Annotated in this window: 12 protein-coding genes; 5 read left to right on the top strand and 7 right to left on the bottom strand. The window is 65.3% G+C overall.

Annotation, left to right across the window (positions count from 1 at the left end; all coding sequences use genetic code 11):
- The first annotated feature begins 14 nt into the window (after positions 1 to 14).
- Complete coding sequence (locus KF730_RS01270) at positions 15 to 2,015, top strand: oligopeptide transporter, OPT family (RefSeq protein WP_294091699.1); 2,001 nt, start codon at positions 15 to 17, stop codon at positions 2,013 to 2,015.
- Here the strand turns inward: KF730_RS01270 and KF730_RS01265 are convergent.
- From KF730_RS01265 to queF, 3 genes are all read right to left on the bottom strand, one after another.
- On the bottom strand, positions 2,012 to 3,298 hold the full coding sequence (locus KF730_RS01265) for a glycoside hydrolase family 130 protein (protein ID WP_294091697.1): 1,287 nt from the start codon (positions 3,296 to 3,298) through the stop codon (positions 2,012 to 2,014). The two genes, KF730_RS01270 and KF730_RS01265, sit on opposite strands and share 4 nt — an antisense overlap.
- Before the next feature lie 37 nt (positions 3,299 to 3,335).
- Complete coding sequence (locus KF730_RS01260) at positions 3,336 to 5,594, bottom strand: glycosyltransferase (protein WP_294091695.1); 2,259 nt, start codon at positions 5,592 to 5,594, stop codon at positions 3,336 to 3,338.
- A 144-nt stretch (positions 5,595 to 5,738) separates the two neighbouring features.
- Positions 5,739 to 6,185 carry a preQ(1) synthase gene (queF, locus tag KF730_RS01255; protein WP_294091694.1) on the bottom strand — a complete coding sequence of 149 codons (447 nt, stop codon included), beginning with the start codon at positions 6,183 to 6,185 and terminating at the stop codon, positions 5,739 to 5,741.
- 55 nt (positions 6,186 to 6,240) lie between these two features.
- Between queF and KF730_RS01250 the strand changes: the two genes are divergently transcribed.
- Genes KF730_RS01250 through KF730_RS01240 form a run of 3 tightly spaced genes read left to right on the top strand, consistent with a single transcriptional unit; the run spans position 6,241 to position 9,561 of the window.
- Entirely contained in the window at positions 6,241 to 7,065 is an 825-nt protein-coding gene (locus tag KF730_RS01250; protein WP_294091693.1) for a sulfurtransferase, read from the top strand.
- A gap of 10 nt (positions 7,066 to 7,075) precedes the next feature.
- On the top strand, positions 7,076 to 8,263 hold the full coding sequence (gene metC, locus KF730_RS01245) for a cystathionine beta-lyase (RefSeq protein ID WP_294091692.1): 1,188 nt from the start codon (positions 7,076 to 7,078) through the stop codon (positions 8,261 to 8,263).
- Entirely contained in the window at positions 8,263 to 9,561 is a 1,299-nt protein-coding gene (locus KF730_RS01240) for a mechanosensitive ion channel domain-containing protein (protein ID WP_294091691.1), read from the top strand. Before metC ends, KF730_RS01240 begins: the two co-directional genes overlap by 1 nt.
- Before the next feature lie 153 nt (positions 9,562 to 9,714).
- On the opposite strand, the gene KF730_RS01235 is transcribed toward KF730_RS01240, so the two are convergent.
- On the bottom strand, positions 9,715 to 10,482 hold the full coding sequence (locus KF730_RS01235; RefSeq protein WP_294091690.1) for a hypothetical protein: 768 nt from the start codon (positions 10,480 to 10,482) through the stop codon (positions 9,715 to 9,717).
- Positions 10,483 to 10,517: 35 nt separating this feature from the next.
- Here KF730_RS01235 and KF730_RS01230 point away from each other — a divergent pair, with 35 nt between their 5' ends.
- Positions 10,518 to 11,654, top strand: a complete 1,137-nt coding sequence (locus KF730_RS01230) for a GNAT family N-acetyltransferase (protein WP_294091689.1) — start codon at positions 10,518 to 10,520, stop codon at positions 11,652 to 11,654.
- A 5-nt stretch (positions 11,655 to 11,659) separates the two neighbouring features.
- Here the strand turns inward: KF730_RS01230 and KF730_RS01225 are convergent, their stop codons facing one another.
- The 3 genes from KF730_RS01225 to KF730_RS01215 all read right to left on the bottom strand — a co-directional run bounded on the left by KF730_RS01225 (position 11,660) and on the right by KF730_RS01215 (position 16,759).
- Complete coding sequence (locus tag KF730_RS01225) at positions 11,660 to 13,348, bottom strand: hypothetical protein (protein WP_294091688.1); 1,689 nt, start codon at positions 13,346 to 13,348, stop codon at positions 11,660 to 11,662.
- Positions 13,349 to 13,392: 44 nt separating this feature from the next.
- Positions 13,393 to 15,141 carry a hypothetical protein gene (locus KF730_RS01220; protein ID WP_294091687.1) on the bottom strand — a complete coding sequence of 583 codons (1,749 nt, stop codon included), beginning with the start codon at positions 15,139 to 15,141 and terminating at the stop codon, positions 13,393 to 13,395.
- Between the two features lie 106 nt (positions 15,142 to 15,247).
- A complete protein-coding gene (locus KF730_RS01215) occupies positions 15,248 to 16,759 on the bottom strand; it encodes an NAD(P)/FAD-dependent oxidoreductase (protein ID WP_294091686.1) in 1,512 nt (503 codons plus the stop codon).
- Positions 16,760 to 16,810 lie beyond the last annotated feature (51 nt).

Below are 16,810 nucleotides of genomic sequence, written 5' to 3'. Positions count from 1 at the left end.
CCGGAGCCCGATAAATGGCAACCGAACCCGCCCGTCCGCTCGCCGAACTCACCATCCGGGGCATTATTCTCGGTGCGCTGATCACGGTGCTGTTCACAGCCGCGAACGTCTATCTCGGGCTCAAGGTCGGATTGACCTTCGCCACCTCGATCCCGGCGGCGGTGATCTCGATGGCGATCCTGCGCTTCTTCAGGACCTCCAACATCCTCGAGAACAATATCGTCCAGACGATCGCGAGCGCCGCCGGCACGCTGGCGGCGATCATCTTCGTGCTGCCGGGGCTGATCCTGGTCGGCTGGTGGCAGGGCTTTCCCTATTGGACCACGGCGATGGTCTGCGCCGCCGGCGGCATCCTCGGCGTGATGTTCTCGGTGCCGTTGCGCCGCGCGCTCGTCACCGGATCGGACCTGCCCTACCCTGAGGGCGTCGCCGCCGCCGAAGTGCTGCGCGTCGGTGCCGGATCGCGCGAAGGCGATGCCGAGAATGCGCGCGGGCTCAAGGTCATCATCCTCGGCTCGGTCGCCGCGGCGTTGTTCCAGCTCGCCACCGCGGTGAAACTGGCCGCAGCCGAGGCCGCCAAGAACTTCAAGGTCGGTACCGCCAGTGCGACCGGCGTCTCGACCAGCTGGTCGATGGCGCTGATCGGCGTCGGCCATCTCGTCGGCCTGTCGGTCGGCGCGGCGATGCTGTTCGGCATGCTGATCGCCTGGGCCGGGCTGATGCCCTATCTTACCGCCGGCGTCCCCGGCGAGATCGACACGGTGGTCAGCACCGTGTTTCGCAACCAGGTCCGCTTCGTCGGCGCCGGCACCATTGGTGTCGCCGCGATCTGGACCCTGCTCAAGATCCTCGGCCCGATCATCGGCGGCATCCGCTCGGCGATGGCGGCATCGCGCGCCCGCGCCGGCGGGCAGGTGCTCGAGCTTACCGAGCGCGACCTGCCGATCGGCGTCGTCGGCGGATCGGTGCTGCTCACCCTGATTCCGATCGGCTGGCTGCTCTGGACCTTCTCGGCGGGCGGACCGGTGCATGAAGCGGCGGTGCCGGTCATTGGCGGCACGATCCTCTATATCGTCATCATCGGCATCATCATCGCCGCGGTGTGCGGCTATATGGCCGGCCTGATCGGCGCATCGAACTCGCCGGTCTCCGGCGTCGGCATCCTCGCCGTGCTCGGCGCATCGCTGCTCCTCGTCGCGATCTTCGGCCACAGCACCGATCCCGCGCGCACCAACGCGCTGATCGCTTATGCCCTGTTCGCCACCGCGATCGTCTTCTCGGTCGCGACGATCTCCAACGACAATCTCCAAGACCTCAAGACCGGGCAATTGGTGGGCGCAACGCCGTGGAAGCAGCAGTTCGCGCTGGTGCTCGGCGTGATCTTCGGCAGCCTGGTGATTCCGCCGGTGCTCGATCTGCTCAACACCGCCTTCACCTTCCAGGGCGCCCCCAATGCCAAGGATACCGCGCTCGCCGCGCCACAGGCGGCGCTGATCTCCAGCCTCGCCAAGGGCGTGCTCGGCGGCGATATCGACTGGAAGCTGATCGGCGCCGGTGCCGGCATCGGCGTGGTCGTGATCCTTATCGACGAATTGCTCGGCAAGGCCGGCAGGATGCGCCTGCCCCCGTTGGGCGTCGGCATGGGCATCTATCTGCCGATGGCGCTGACCTTGCTGATCCCGGTCGGCGCGGTGATCGGCCATTTCTACGATCGCTGGGCGAGACGCCAGGCCAATCCGGCGTTCGCCGAACGGATGGGCATCCTCGCCGCGACCGGGCTGATCGTCGGCGAAAGCCTGTTCGGTGTCGCTTTTGCCGGCGTCGTCGCAAGCACCGGCAGCGACGCGCCGCTGGCATTGCTCGGCGAGGAATTCGAGACGGCAGCGATGTGGCTGGCGCCCCTCCTGTTCGCGGGCTCCATCGCTCTGCTTTACGGCCGCACCCGTGCGCTGGTCGCCTCGGCACCGCCGGCGAACGAACCGCCCGCGGACCCGGACATCGCTAGCTATCGCTAGGCCATCTGGTCGAGGATCGACTGGATCGGCACGAATGCGAACGCGACCGAGCTGTCGGCGACGCCATAGGGGATGAACAGCTTGTCGCCATGGCGGATCGCGCCGCAGGTATAGACGACGTTGGGGACATAGCCCTCGCGGTCCTGGTCGGCGGCGGCGAGCAGCGGCTCCTTCGATCGCGCGATCACCTTTGAGGGATCGTCCTTGTCGAGCAACGCCGCGCCGATCGAATATTTGCGCATTGCGCCGACGCCGTGGGTCAACACCAGCCAGCCCTGATCGATCTCGATCGGCGGCCCACAATTGCCCATCTGGACCAGTTCCCAGGGGTATTCGGGCTTCATCAGCAGCTCGCCGCCTTCCCAGTCGGTCAGCGTGTCGGAGGTATGGAGGAAGATATTCTCGCCATCCTGCCGCCCGAGCATCATATACTTGCCGCCGATCTTGCGCGGGAACAGCGCCATGCCCTTGTTGCGCGCGGCGCTGCCGGCCATCGGCACCAGATCGAAGCTGCGCCAGTCCTTGGTCCGCATCAGCTCGGACTGGATCTGCGAGCCATTATAGGCGGTGTAGGTGCCGATCCATTCCACTTCGCCATCGTCATGGGTGAAATGGCAGATGCGCAGATCCTCGAGCCCGTTCGACTGCGCCTTGGTGATCGGAAAGATGACGGTGCCTGACAGCGTCGAATCGCGATGGCGGAACACGGTCACCGGCCCCTCGGGAATCTGGTCCTCTTCCTCCTCGCGGGCATCGGCAGCGGTGGCGAAGGGCGGCTCGGGCGCGAGCGTCAGTTCGTTCCTGTCGGTGATGATCCCCTCGCGGAACGCCACCGAAGAGATATGCCCCTCGCCGACCGCGCGCAGGCTCATCAGGATGCGCAGCGAACCGCGCGGCATGCCCGACTGATCGTAATGCGGAACCGCGCTGGGGTTCATCAGCGCGGCGGCGGCATAGCTATATTCGTGGCAAAAGTAGGCGCCGATCAACTGGCGCTTCTCGTCGCCGATCTCGGCCCCATTGAGGCCGAGCATGCCCTCGATCTCGTCATAGCGGGTCATGAACACCCGCCGCGTCTGCCAGTGCCGCGCCTCGAAATCCTTCAGCACCACCTCGAGCTGCTGGCTTGCTTCCGCCGGCGTCATCCGCAGCACATTCGCGACCAGCCGCTCGCTGCGGCTAGGTCCCCGGCCGTTCGATTGCCAAGCTATGTGAAACGGCCGCACCACCACGCGGGACGGATCGGCGCGCAACCGCAGTTCATGATTGAAAACGTCGAGCATCGCACCCCCGGGAATGCCGATCGCCCGTCGGCTGGTGTCAGGCTACGGCGAGCTCCGGTCCTGCCACGACTTCCGCCGATTTTGAAAGGCCCGAAATCGCGCAATTGGCGAGCTGGAGCGCCAAAATCGATTCCGCGCCCTGATTCCGGTTGAGCCCATGCGGCATCAGACCGTCGAAGCAGCCGCCATCCTGCGGACTAGCGAGCGGCATTTCGAGGTCGTTGACGCCCAGATACCAGCGATAAGCCCGCATTGCCTCCTCCACCCAACGCGCTTCTCTGGTGACTTCGTGCGCCGCGACGCACGCATCAACGGTGGCTTGCGCCTCCAACGGCTGCTGATCGAACATGAGCGGCGCGGCATAGGCGCGCCCGAAGCTTTCGGTGCCGACGGCGCGGAAACGGCCTTCGGGCGAGGTCTGGCGCACGACGATCCATTCCAGCGTCTCGAGGCCAACGCTGGTGAACTCGCTGCGGCCCAACGCCTGCCCGGCGCGCAACAGCGCCTCGGGCAACCGGGCATTGTCGTACGCCAGCACAATCTCGAACCAGCTCCATTCGGGGCGGCGGTTGCCGTCGAGCAGCTGGATCAGTTCACCGCCGAAGCGATCGAGGATTTCGCGGCACAGCGGATGCCCCGGATGCGCGTCGAGCATCGCCGCCGCGCCAAGCATGGCGAACGCCTTGGCTCGCGGACTGCCGAGATCGAGCGCGATCGATGCGGTCGTGTCGAACAGCGACGACGCCCAGGCGCGATGCTTCTGTTGCCTGGCGTCGCGCGCGGTGACGCCCAGCGCCCAAAGCGCGCGGCCGTTCGAATCCTCCGATCCGACATCCTCGCACCAGGTCCGGTCGAAATTCATGAAGTTGCGGAAGCGGCGCTGATCGGGGTTCCACGCATATTGCACGAAGGCGCCATAGACCGAGGTCCATTTGTCACGCAGCGTCTCGTCCATATCGTCGATCTTCGACATCAGGATCAGCGCGCGGGCATTGTCGTCGATACAATAGCCGTGGCGGCGATCGGGCACCGAATAGATCGAATGCTGGAGCATGCCGGTCGCATCGCTCATCCGCTCGACCGCGGCGATATCCGGCTTGAGCACGGTCAGATCGAGCGCCGGCTTGAACAGGCGCCGCGGCCTGGACGCCAGCGCCTGCTGCAACTCGCTCATGGCGCGCTCGGCAAGGCGCGGCCACAGCATCGTGCGACCACGCGCATAGGCCTGTTGCGACAACGCGATTCGCGCATCCTTGTCACCCAGCAGCCGGACGATCTCGCGCGCGAAGCCAGTGGAATCGCGGAAATCAACAAGCACGCCATGACCCGCGTCGAGAATCTCGGTGGCATGGACATAGGGGGTCGAGACCACCGCCTTGCCGACGCCGACGGCATAGGAGAGCGTGCCCGACGTGATCTGTGCGGGGTTATGGTACGGCGTCGCATAGATATCCGCCGCCTGCAGATAGTCGATCAACTCGTCATGCTCGACGAAAGCGTCGATGAACGCGACATGTCCGGCGACCCCGCGTTCCGCGGCCAGCGCCTTGAGCCGATCGCGATACGCTTCGCCCTCATGCGCAACGAGATTAGGATGCGTCGCGCCGAGCACGACATAATGCGCCGCCGGATGCGCGGCGACAATCGCCGGCATCGCCTCGATCATCGTCTCGATACCCTTGCCCGGCGCGAGCAGGCCGAAGGTGAAGATCACATCGCGTCCGGCCCAGCCGAATGCGGGCTTGAACAGCGCGGGATCGGCAAAGGCACGATCGGGCACGCCATGCGGAATCATCACGACCTTACGATCCTCGACGCCGTGGACGCGCTTGAGAATCTCGCGACCCTTTTCCGCCATCACGATCACGCGCGAGGCGCGGCGCAATAGAGCTTCCATCACCCGGCGCTCGTCGGGGTTGGGGCGTTCGAGCACGGTATGCAGAGTTGCGATAACCGGAATGTTCAGCCGGTCGATCAACGCGATCAGGAACTCGCCGGCGGGGCCGCCATAAATGCCGTATTCGTGCTGGACCCACAGCGCCTGGGCGCCGGACTCTTGGATGGCACGCGCCGCCTCGAGATAGGCATTGCGATCATTCTGCGGGATCGCGGCGGTGACCTCGTCCGGATAGTCATAGCGTCCCGGGTGATCGTCCATCGCGTAAACATCGACCTGGAGATCAGGATAGCGCCGCGTAAGCGCGTTGTACGTATCGGTGGTGAATGTCGCGAGGCCGCACTTGCGCGGAAGGAAATTGCCGATGAGCGCGATGTGCTGGATGCCGGGCGGATTCATGCTCCGTTCTGTCCTTTCGCTAACGCAAATTAGTTTTGGCGTGAGATCGCCATTTCCCCTTTCAAACTCTCGCTTTTTAATATGGTTGCGTTGTGCTGCATTGCAACATCAATGACTCGCGGCAGACCGGTGTAAATGTGCCGTTCAGCCGCGCCCGCGATAGCCTGGCACGTCCTGCGCCGGCACCCAGACGCCTGCCGGCGGCTCGCCCGATTGCCAGAAAACGTCGATCGGAATGCCACCGCGCGGATACCAATAACCGCCGATCCGCAACCATTCAGGCTTCATCTCGTCGAACAGGCGCTGTCCGATGCCGACGGTACAATCCTCATGAAAGGCGCCGTGATTGCGGAAGCTGCCGAGGAACAGCTTGAGCGACTTGGACTCGACGATCGTCTCGCCCGGCACATAATCGATCACCAGATGCGCGAAGTCGGGCTGGCCGGTGATCGGACAGAGCGAGGTGAACTCGGGCGCGGCGAAGCGGATCAGATAGCGCGTGCCCTTGCGTGGATTGGGCACGTAATCGAGTTCGGCTTCCTCCGGCGTGGCGGGGAGAGTCGAGGTCTTTCCGAGATGCTTGGCGTCCATGGCCGCCCATGTAGCGATTTGCCCCGCGCTTTGCATCCCACTAGGGTCAGCGGCGATGGACGGACTGGTAACGACCGATTGGCTGGCGAAGGCGCCGCATGCGCTGGTGCTCGATGCGACCTACACCTCGACGATCCCGGGCTCTGCGCCACGCGATCCGCGCGCCGAATTCGAGGCCGAACATATTGCCGGGGCGCGCTTCCTCGATCTCGACAGCCTGATCGACGAGACCAGCCCTCTGCCCTCGACCATGCCGAGCGTCGCAAGGATCGCCGAGCGGCTGCGCGAACTGGGCGCGGATACCGAGACCCAGATCGTCCTCTACGACAACAGCCCGCACCATACCGCGTGCCGCGCCTGGTGGGTGCTGCGCCTGGCCGGAGTCGATGCGGCGCTGCTCGATGGCGGGATGGCGAAGTGGAAAGCCGAAGGCCGTGCGTTGGAAAGCGGCACGCACCGCGCCGAGCCCGGCAGTTTCGAGCCGCGCGCGCCCAGATCGCAGGCGCGCACGCTCGATCAGATGAAAGTCACGACCGAGCAGATCGCCGACGCCCGCTCGGCGGCACGCTTCACCGGCGAGGAAGCCGATCCGCGCGGCGACGTCGCGGCGGGGCACATCCCGGGATCGAAGAACATTCCCTATCCGCGCTTCTTCAATGCCGACGGGACATGGAAGCGGCCCGAGCATATCCGCGGCGTGTTCGAAGAGAGCGGGATCGACCTTGCCCAGCCGCTCGTCACGACCTGCGGATCGGGCATCACCGCCGCGATCCTCGCCTTTGGCGCGCATCTGCTCGACGTAGAGGCGGCGTTGTACGACGGCAGCTGGACCGAATGGGGCTCGCGGCCCGAAACCGCCAAGGCATTGGGCCCAGCATGAAGATGAGACCATGAGCGACGACAAGAAACCGGCGACCAGGATCGTCACCGCCGGCCGCCGCAAGGAATGGACACGGGGAATCGTCAATCCCCCGGTATGGCGCGCCTCGACGATGCTCTATGACGATGTCGCGGCGCTGCGCGCCAACAACAAGCCCGACACCCATCACACCCTGTTTTACGGCCGGCGCGGCACGCCGACGCAATGGTCGCTGGCCGAAGCGTTGACCGAACTGGAGCCGGGCGCCGAGGCGACCTTGCTCTACCCGTCCGGCGTCGCGGCGCTCTCGTCGGTGCTGCTCGCCCTGCTGTCGCCGGGAGACCATCTGCTGGTCCCGGACAGCGCCTATGATCCGACCCGCAGTTTCGCCAACGGCATGCTCAAGCGGATGGGGGTCGCGACGACCTTCTACGATCCGCTGATCGGCGCGGGGATCGCGGGTCTTTGCCAGGACAACACCAAGGTCATCCTGCTTGAAAGCCCGGGCAGCCTGACCTTCGAGGTGCAGGACATTCCGGCGATCGTCGCGGTCGCCAAGGCGCGCGGTATCGCCACAATCCTCGACAATACCTGGGCGACGCCCTTGCTGTTTCCGGCGATCGCGATGGGCGTCGATTATTCGATGCTCGCCTGCACCAAATATGTCGTCGGCCATTCGGACGTGATGCTCGGATCGGTCACCGCGGCCCAGGGCAAGTATGACGCGCTGCGCAACGCGACCTATCAGCTCGGGCAGATGGCCAGTCCCGACGACGCCTGGCTCGGCGCGCGCGGGCTCAGGACGATGGGAGTGCGGCTGGAGCAGCATGGCCGTTCGGCGCTGAAGGTCGCGGAATGGCTCGACAAGCGGCCCGAAATCGCCCGCGTGCTGCATCCGGCGCTGCCCGATTGTCCGGGCCACGAATTCTTCGTGCGCGACTTCAAGGGCGCATCGGGGCTGTTCTCGGTCGTACTCAACGGCGGCGGCGAGGCCGCGCGCGCCGCGCTGATCAACGGGCTCGAACATTTCGGAATCGGCTATAGCTGGGGCGGCTATGAGAGCCTCGCCATTCCCGCCGATCCGCAGAACATCCGCACCGTCACCAAATGGCGGGCCGAGGGGCCGGTGGTGCGCCTCCAGATCGGCCTCGAGGATCCCAACGACCTGATTGCCGATCTCGAAGCCGGGCTCGCCCGCTTCGCCATGGCACGCGGCTGATGGAGCGGATCCAGGCTTGGCTCGCGGGCTATGGCCTGCCCGCCCCCGTCGAACTGAGCGAGGCCGGCGTCGCCGCCGCGCTGGCGGTTGCCGCGCTGGCGACCGGCTGGCTGGCCGGGCGGCACCTCGGCACGCGCATCACCGAATTGCTGGCCAGGCGCACCGGCGGGATCGGCGAAGGCCTCGGCCCACGCACCGCCGGCATCGTCCGCCACAGCGTCGCGGCACTGCTGCTCGCGGTGATCCTCGCGGCGTGGCCGTGGCACCCGCTTGCCGATCTTGGCCTCGGCATCGCCTGCGGCGCGGCGGCGGCGATGCTCGTCGTCGCGGTGCTGCGCGGGCTCAACATGCCGCGCTGGGCGGCATGGACGCTTGCGTCGCTCGCCTTCACCGCGATCCTCAGCCACGCGATCGGCGGTTTCTCGGTGGTCGAGACGACGCTCGACCGGGTCGGCGTGCAGGTCGGCGCGCGGCGTTTCACCTTGCTCTCGGCGCTGACCTTCGGCGTCACCGTGCTGCTGCTCTTCGCCGGCGTGCGGCTGGTCAACAGGATGCTGGCGCATTCGATCTCCAGCGCCCGCGGCTTTGACGCGACGCAGAAGCTGCTCTTCCAGAAGCTCGCCGGCATTGCCGCGGTTGTGATGGCGTTCTTCATCGGCGTCGACCTTCTCGAGATCGACCTGACCGCCTTCGCGGTGTTCTCCGGCGCGTTCGGCCTCGCGATCGGCTTCGGCCTGCAAAAGACCATCGGCAATCTGATCGCGGGCATCATCCTGCTGATGGACCGCTCGATCAAACCGGGCGACGTGATCGTGGTCGGCGACAGCTTCGGCTGGGTTAACAAGATCGGCGTGCGCGCGGTCAGCGTGATCACCCGCGACGGCAAGGAGCATCTGATCCCCAACGAGCTGCTGATGACGCAGGAGGTGGAGAACTGGTCCTATACCGACCGCAACGTCCGGGTGCGGATACCCGTCACGGTCTCGTACGATTGCGATCTGGCCAAGGCGCAAGAGCTGATGCTCAAGGCCGTGGTCGACAGCCCTCGCGCGCTGACCAGTCCCAAGCCGACGGTGCGTTTGTCGGCATTCGGGGTGAACGGCGTCGAGCATGAGATATTGTGCTGGATCAGCGACCCCGAAGGCGGGGTCGGCAATGTTCGCAGCGATGTGCTCAACCGGCTGTGGCTTATGTTCAAGGATGCGGGGATCACGATTCCGGTGGCGCAACGTGAGGTGCAGATGAAGCCAGGCGCCACGAATTCCCCTGACCGTCGCACTGACCATAAGCAGGCTTAGCTTCACACTTTTCATGCGAATCGTGAAACTTCGCTTCCTATACACGCAAGATTGTTACGCGGGCAGGGATGCGCATCCCGGCGGTTCAAGGAGCGAGTCGGGAGCTAAGCAGAAACAGGCGATGTAGGACCAGGCGGTTTACAGGCGGGTCGGCTAGGGCACGATCCCGATATCAGCGAAATCCGTCGCGACGCGTTTGCTCATTCGGGTGGCGGTGCCAATGTCTACTCGGCCGCCGACATCACCAAGACGAACACGCGCTACGCCGCGACCGAAAACGGCATCAGCCCGCATCGGGTGCGGCATAAACGCCTCGTCGGCGAGAGCCGCATCGAAATCGGTCAATGCATTCTGAAAAAGCCCCAGTTGCAACGCCGCCTTTCCGCGATGAACCAAGGTGTGGCTCTGCCGATCCGCCGCCACTGCCGCATCGCAGACCGTCATCACGTGCTCAAGATCGATCCCGTGAGCCGCACGTGCCCAACATGCGGCGTTGAGGAGCGTCTTGTCATTCGGATTGCTTGCGGCGTTGGCATCATAAAATGCGAGAGCGGCTTGGTGATGCCCCGCCGCCGCATCGACCCACAAGCTCTGTTCCTGCACGTCGGACGTCGAACGCCCGGAGCGTGACAATGCGTGCTTCAATCGGGCCGCCGATTGATCGTCGACAATCGCCAATCTGAGCTGATGCCAGTCCAAGGTATAAAATGGGCGGTCCTTGGCTGCGTGCAGCAGTTGCTCGAAGGCATTGCTTCTCTCGGTTGCGGGATCGACCGCCTGCGCTTTCACGCTCACCAGCGTTATACAACAGAGGGCGATGGCTGCTGCCAGCCGAGTTCGGCTATCGAGGCTGGTTCGATCCTTCTCCACAATTTCAAACTGCTCTCTGTACAAACGGCCGTCAACGATCACCTCCGCCATTGCGGACCGACGACCATCATCCCTAGTTAGGCTTTGTGCCTCCCGCCCCGATTACCGCCCGCATCGCCCAAGGCGTGACCCCGCTTCCCGCCGCCGAATGGGATGCGTGCGCGGGCTTCGGCAATCCGTTCGTCAGCCACGCCTTCCTCTCGATCCTCGAGCGTTCGGGATCGGTCTCGCCGCGCGCCGGGTGGCAGGCGTTGCCGATCGTGATCGACGGCGCCGATGGCGCGCCCGCCGCGATCGCGCCCGCCTATGCCAAGAGCCATAGCCAGGGCGAGTATGTCTTCGATCATGGCTGGGCCGATGCGTGGCAACAGGCGGGCGGGCAATATTATCCGAAGCTGCAGGTGGCGGTGCCGTTCACGCCGGTGCCGGGGCCGCGGCTGCTGATGCGCGACGAAGCGCTGGCGCCAGCGCTGATCGGGGCGATCGAGGCGGTGACCGAACAGAACGGATTGTCCTCGGCGCACATAACCTTCCTCGACGAGAACCAGTTGCACTGGTTCGAGGCGGCGGGATGGCTGGTGCGCGCGGGGACGCAGTTTCACTGGCAAAATGCCGGCTATGCCAGCTTCGAGGACTTCCTGGTGGCGTTATCGAGCCGCAAGCGCAAGGCGATCCGCAAGGAACGCGCGGCGGCGCTGGACGGGCTGACCGTCCGACACCTGAGCGGCGGCGAGATCGGCGAAGCGCATTGGGACGCGTTCTGGGATTTCTATCAGGATACCGGCAGCCGCAAATGGGGGCGGCCCTATCTGACCCGCGAGTTCTTCTCGCTGCTGGGCGCGGAGATGGCCGACAAGGTGCTGCTGATCTTCGCCGAGCGCGGTGGGGTGCCGATCGCGGGCGCGCTCAATCTGATCGGGGCCAATGCGCTCTATGGCCGCTACTGGGGGTGCCGTGAGGACGTGCCCTTCCTCCATTTCGAGCTTTGCTATTATCAGGCGATCGACGCGGCGATCGCGCGCGGACTTGCACGGGTCGAGGCGGGCGCCCAGGGGGAGCACAAGCTGGCGCGCGGCTATGCGCCGGTGACGACCTGGTCGGCGCACTACATCCCCGATTCCGGCTTTCGCCGCGCGGTCAGCGACTTCCTCGTCCGCGAACGCGCCGCGGTCGAACAGGAGCAGGAATTCCTCGGCGAATTGATGCCGTTCAAGCGCGGCTAGGCGCCCTATTCGTCGGGCGACATCGAGTTGCGGACTTCGTCCTCCGGCGTCGCCGAAAGCGGCTTGGGCCGGGGCAGATCCCGCGCGCTCGGCTGGGCGGGATCGACGCTGTGATCGATCTTGAACAGAGCGCTGCTGCCCTCGCGCCACAGAGGGATCAGGCCCTGTTCGAGCCGCCGGTCATAGGCCGGCGGGCGGATGATCCAGATATAGTCGAATGCGTCGCGCGGCAGCTTGGCGAGCATGAACGCGATCGGGCGCCAATATTCGCGCGGGCACTGGACGTCGGTGACGATCTGCGAGGGGTCGTGGACGAAACGGCGGCGGATATCGCCGCGCGGGGTATTGCTCTGATAGCGCACGGTGAGCAGTTGCCCGCCGGCCATCGACCATTGATCGTTGGTATAGGCAAGCTTGCGCTCGAGGGCCAGGCCGGGGATGTGCTGGAGCCGCGTCATCCGCCACTCATTGTAACAGGTCTCGCCGACGAAACTGACCAGCCGTGCCCCCTGGGGCAGATGGTCGAGCGCCTTCAGCTCGCGGTCATAGCTGCGATCGTAGAGCGCGAAGCTCCAGGTCGTCGCGGCGATGCGGACGGTGAAGAATGCCATGCCGAGAATCGCCACGGTGGCGGCGCCGCGCATCGACAGGCCAGGCTTGGGCCGGATCGCGATGATCGCGATCGCGAGCATGAACGGCACCAGCCGCATATCGGCATAGGCCGAGCCGAAGACGATCCTCGGCAGGAGAATATAGACTGCGAGCAGGAAACCGGCGGAAAGGCCGAGATTGCGCGAATATTGGATGTTCGGATCGCGGACCGCCTTGAACAGCAGCAGGAACAGCACGCCGACCGAGGCGATGTCGAACAGCTGCCAGCGGTCGCGGAACACCTGCACCACCCACAGGATCTTGGCGCGCCAGTTGAACATGTCCGCGGTCTGGCCGCCGACATGCGCGCCGCTGCGCCATGCCACCATCAGCAGCGCCGGCAGCGCCATCGAAATGCAGTGCACGCCTGCCCAGAAAGCCGGCTTGACCCAGGCATCGACGAGATCGCGGTGCCACGGCTTGTCCGACGGCGGGCGCAGATCGTGCTGGCGGATCATCTCGGCGGAGAAAGCGAGCACGCCGAGCACGCCCCAGCCAAAGGTGTGCGCCACCCAGATCAGGCACGAGACCGGCACGAACACGATCGCGCGGAACACCAGCCTGCCCTGCCGCGCCAGCCGCAGCCACCAGCCGAATGCGAGCAGCGCCAGCGCCATCGACAAAGCGAAATTGACGAAGCCGAAATGGAAGGGAAAGGCATAGGCCAGCGGCAGCGCGAACAATGCCGTGGCGGGAATGCGACCATGCACTTCGCGGGCGATCCACAAGAGCCCGGCCACCGTCATCGCCGGTATCGAGATGACGATCAGCTTCACCGCGAACTCGAGCCCGAAGATCTTCGACAGCGGGATGATGAGCAGATCGACGCCCAGATTGCCCATCAGGCTCCACTGGAAATTATACCATTGCTGGAGGTGCGGAAACTGATCGTAGACGAGCTGGACGCGGTAGCGCCCCATATGGCCGGGCAGATCGACGAGCGGCGGAATCTCGGGCCAGAGCAGCGGCACGATCGCGAGCAATGTGCAAAGCGCCACGAACCATCGTGTCTGCCACCATTGCAGCGCTTCGCCTTTGTCCATCACCGGCTTCTAAGCGCGCTTCCGCCACGCCTGCAAGCGGAGGATTAGCGGATCACTTTCCAGATCAGGACGGGCGAGCCCGGAATGGCGACGGGCTGGAGCCAGCCGAAGCGCTCGCCGCGTTCGAGGCGGGCCCAGAAGCCGTTCGGCGCGGCGGATTTGTAGATCTCGGTTTCGTTGGAACCGGGACAGCCGACGACATAATCGGCGTTGCTGGCGAGGACCGATACCTGGGCGGCTTCGGGCGTGCCGAGGAAGGTGGCGAGGACGCGGTGGATCGATTGGGCGTTGCGGTGATAGCCGCTGCCGATCGCCTTGTGCGGAGTCCAGGCGAGCAGCGCCGGGCTGATATCGAGCGGCGCGAAGAGCGTCGCGGCGGGCAGCGCCTTGAGGTCGGCGATTTCGTGACCCTGGTCGCAGAGCGGTACAGTGGCGGCAACGGGCGTGGTCGCCTGCGTGTCGCCCTGCAAGCCGAACAGCGCGCTGGCGGCAAGGCCGGGAGTCGCGGCGATCAGCGCGCCGGCGGTGGCGAGGGTGCGCTTGAGCGGAGATGTAATCGCGCGGGCGCGGGTCAGCAGATTGTGAAGCAGCCAGGCGCCGCCAGGCAGCGCGAGCGCGTTGGCGGTGGCGCCGGTGCGGATGATCAGGATCGACAGCGCGAAGGAGAGCGCGGCCAGCGCGAGGATCATCATCAAGCGGGCACGGTCCTCGCCCTGCGCTTCGCGCCAGGCGAGGACGCCGCCGACAAGGCCGGCGATGGGAAAGCCGATCGTCATCAGCGCCCAGGGCAGCACCTGATCCCAGAGCGGCAGCCCTTCGGAGACGTTGCGGTACCAGAAATTGTACGAGAGCGGATCGAGCGTCGCGAACGGTCCCTTGGTGCACAGCGGCGCCTTGGTGACGATCACCGCCAGCGCGGCGGCGCCGGCCATGGCGAGCATGGCGAGACGCGCGGGCACGCTGGCGCGCGGCACGAACATCGCCGCGCAGGCGCCGAGCGCGCCGACCGCAAGGGCTGCGATCCAGACGGGAGCGATGGCGTCGCAGGCGGGCGCCATGATCGCCGGACCGCGCGTTGCGACATGCAGCGCGACGACGCCGATGACGAGGGTTGCCAGCGCGGCGGCCGCCTGCTCGCGGCGGGCATCATCGAACACCCAGGCGAGCAGCATCACGCCGAGGATGGCGACAGTTATCGGCAACCCTTCGAGCGAGATGGTGAGCAGGGCGGCGAGCGACAGGCCGATCAGCGCGCCGGATCTGGCGTTGGGCTTGCCGAGCAAGGCCACGACGGCGGCGAGCGCCAGGGCGATCTGCCAGCCATGATGATCGATCCGCATCGGGCGGAGCTGATAGATCAGCGGCACCGACAGCGGCGCGAGGAGCACGGCCATCTTCGCGCGCTCGATCCCGGCGACGCGGCGGGTGAGCTCGGCGCCGAGCGCGATGACGATCAGAAGGGTGACGAGCGGCACGCCGGTGAGCGCGATGCGATCCGCCCACCACGGGCCGACCAAGGGCGTGAAGATCGCGATTACGAATGCGAGCGGGATATCGACCAGCCGCGACCAGTGCATCTCGAAGGCGCCGCCCCATAGCCGGTGCTGGCTGACGTCCCACCAGCTTTGCCCGCCGAGCCAGTCGCGGACCTCGTTGAGGCGCATCGCGTCGTCCGGATCGGGGAACCAGAGATGGGCGATCTGGGGCAGCGAGACGAGCGTCAGGACCAGCGCGGCGACACCCCAGCCGATCAGGACGGTGGGGACGAGGCGTTGGGAGGGCATTGTGCTCACGCGTCCGTTCCCCTGCGAAAGCAGGGGTCCAGGGTAATGGGCATCGCCGTTTGTGGCTCTGGGCTCCTGCTTTCGCAGGAGCACAAGATAATAGCCGAGGCTGCGGTCATGCCGCCCTCAGTTTCTCCGGAACGAGGCGCTCGGAAGCCAGCGCCGCCTGTTCGCCCTCGGTGCCGCTCTCGTGGTATTCGGCGTCTTCATTGACGTTCCAGATATCGTAGACGCGCGCGCCCAGCTCGATGTTCTTGACCGTCAGCATCGCGGTCATCATCGCATGATCCTGATTGTTGTAGCGATGCATGCCGTTGCGGCCGACCATGTGCAGCGTCGGGTAGCGCGCTTCCAGTTCCTCGCGCAGCGTATCGACATTGTCGCGATAGCCCTCGTCATAGACGGGGTAAGCCTTTTCCTGGCGCACCACCGCGCCGCCGACGACGGTGGCGGGATCGGCGAGGCCGAGCTTGTGGAGTTCGCTGGTGGCGAGCGCGATCAGATCGGCGTCGCTGCTGTTCCACAGGCCATCGCCTTCGAAGCAGAAATATTCGAGGCCGACACAGGCGAGCTCCGCATCGGGCACCATTTCGGGCGACCAGCTGCGGAAATTCTGGACCCGGCCGACCTTCACGCCCTGTTCGTGGATGTAGATCCAATTGTCGGGAAACAGGTCTTCCGAGCGGATCATCAGCGCCACCGTCAGGAAGTCGCGGTAATGCAGGTCCATCGCCGCCGGGATGGTAGCGGGCAGCGGCTGGATGCGCCCCGCCAGCTCGCGCATCGGCGCCGAGGAGATGACGTGCGCGGCGTTGATCGTGACGATGTCGCCGCCATGACTGGCCTGAACGTTCCAGCGCTGGGTGATGTCGTCGAAGCGCATAGCCTTGAGGGCGTGGTCCATCAGCACGCGGTTGCCGCCTTCGACCACCCGGTCGCGCGCGGCTTCCCACATCATGCCGGGGCCCTTGCGCGGATAGCGGAAGCTTTCCAGCAGCGTCTTGGTTTCCATGCCGTCATTGGGCCTGGTGTTGAGGTGCAGCGAGCGCTTGAGCCCGTCGATCACGGCCTTGCCGAGGCTCAGCCCCTTGATCCGCTGCGCCGCCCAATCCGCCGACATCTCGTCGCATGGCATGCCCCAGACCTTCTCCGTATAGGTCTTGAAGAAGATCGAATAGAGCTTGTGGCCGAACTGGTTGACCACCCAATCCTCGAAGCTTTTCACGTCCTTCTTGGGGAAGAGCTTGGCCTTGGCATAGCTCAGCATGCAAAGCGTCGAGGTCCAGAGCCCCAGATTGAACAGGGCCTCGAACGCGCGCAGCGGGTAGCTGTAGAATTTGCCGCCATAGAAGATGCGGCTCATCCGCGGGCGCTCGATGAAATCATGCGGAAGGATCTCGTTCCAGAGATCGACCACTTCCTTCGATTTCGAGAAGAAGCGGTGCCCGCCGATATCGAAGCGGAAACCTTGATGCTCGACGGTGCGGCTGATGCCGCCGACATAGACGGGATCCTTCTCGATCACCGTGACAGAATAGCCCGCTTTCGTAAGCAGATACGCCGCAGTCAGCCCGGCCGGGCCCGCGCCGATGATCGCGACGTCAACGGCGTTACTGGAAGCGGCCATTCTGGTGGTTCCCCGGGATATATTCACGGAACCGGAAATGAAGAAGGAAGG

The organism is Sphingomonas sp., from assembly GCF_019635515.1.
Classification (GTDB): Bacteria; Pseudomonadota; Alphaproteobacteria; order Sphingomonadales; family Sphingomonadaceae; genus Sphingomonas.
The sequence above is the reverse complement of the archived record's forward strand: the minus strand, read 5'-3'. Positions and strand labels throughout refer to the sequence as shown.

Bases quoted from the DNA above. Each gene is read 5' to 3' on its own strand.
- KF730_RS01240 (WP_294091691.1), top strand. From the start codon at position 8,263: ATGGAGCGGATCCAGGCTTGGCTCGCGGGCTATGGCCTGCCCGCCCCC.
- queF (WP_294091694.1), bottom strand. From the start codon at position 6,185: ATGGACGCCAAGCATCTCGGAAAGACCTCGACTCTCCCCGCCACGCCG.
- KF730_RS01260 (WP_294091695.1), bottom strand. From the start codon at position 5,594: ATGAATCCGCCCGGCATCCAGCACATCGCGCTCATCGGCAATTTCCTT.
- KF730_RS01270 (WP_294091699.1), top strand. From the start codon at position 15: ATGGCAACCGAACCCGCCCGTCCGCTCGCCGAACTCACCATCCGGGGC.
- KF730_RS01265 (WP_294091697.1), bottom strand. From the start codon at position 3,298: ATGCTCGACGTTTTCAATCATGAACTGCGGTTGCGCGCCGATCCGTCC.
- KF730_RS01250 (WP_294091693.1), top strand. From the start codon at position 6,241: ATGGACGGACTGGTAACGACCGATTGGCTGGCGAAGGCGCCGCATGCG.
- KF730_RS01235 (WP_294091690.1), bottom strand. From the start codon at position 10,482: ATGGCGGAGGTGATCGTTGACGGCCGTTTGTACAGAGAGCAGTTTGAA.
- KF730_RS01225 (WP_294091688.1), bottom strand. From the start codon at position 13,348: ATGGACAAAGGCGAAGCGCTGCAATGGTGGCAGACACGATGGTTCGTG.
- metC (WP_294091692.1), top strand. From the start codon at position 7,076: ATGAGCGACGACAAGAAACCGGCGACCAGGATCGTCACCGCCGGCCGC.
- KF730_RS01215 (WP_294091686.1), bottom strand. From the start codon at position 16,759: ATGGCCGCTTCCAGTAACGCCGTTGACGTCGCGATCATCGGCGCGGGC.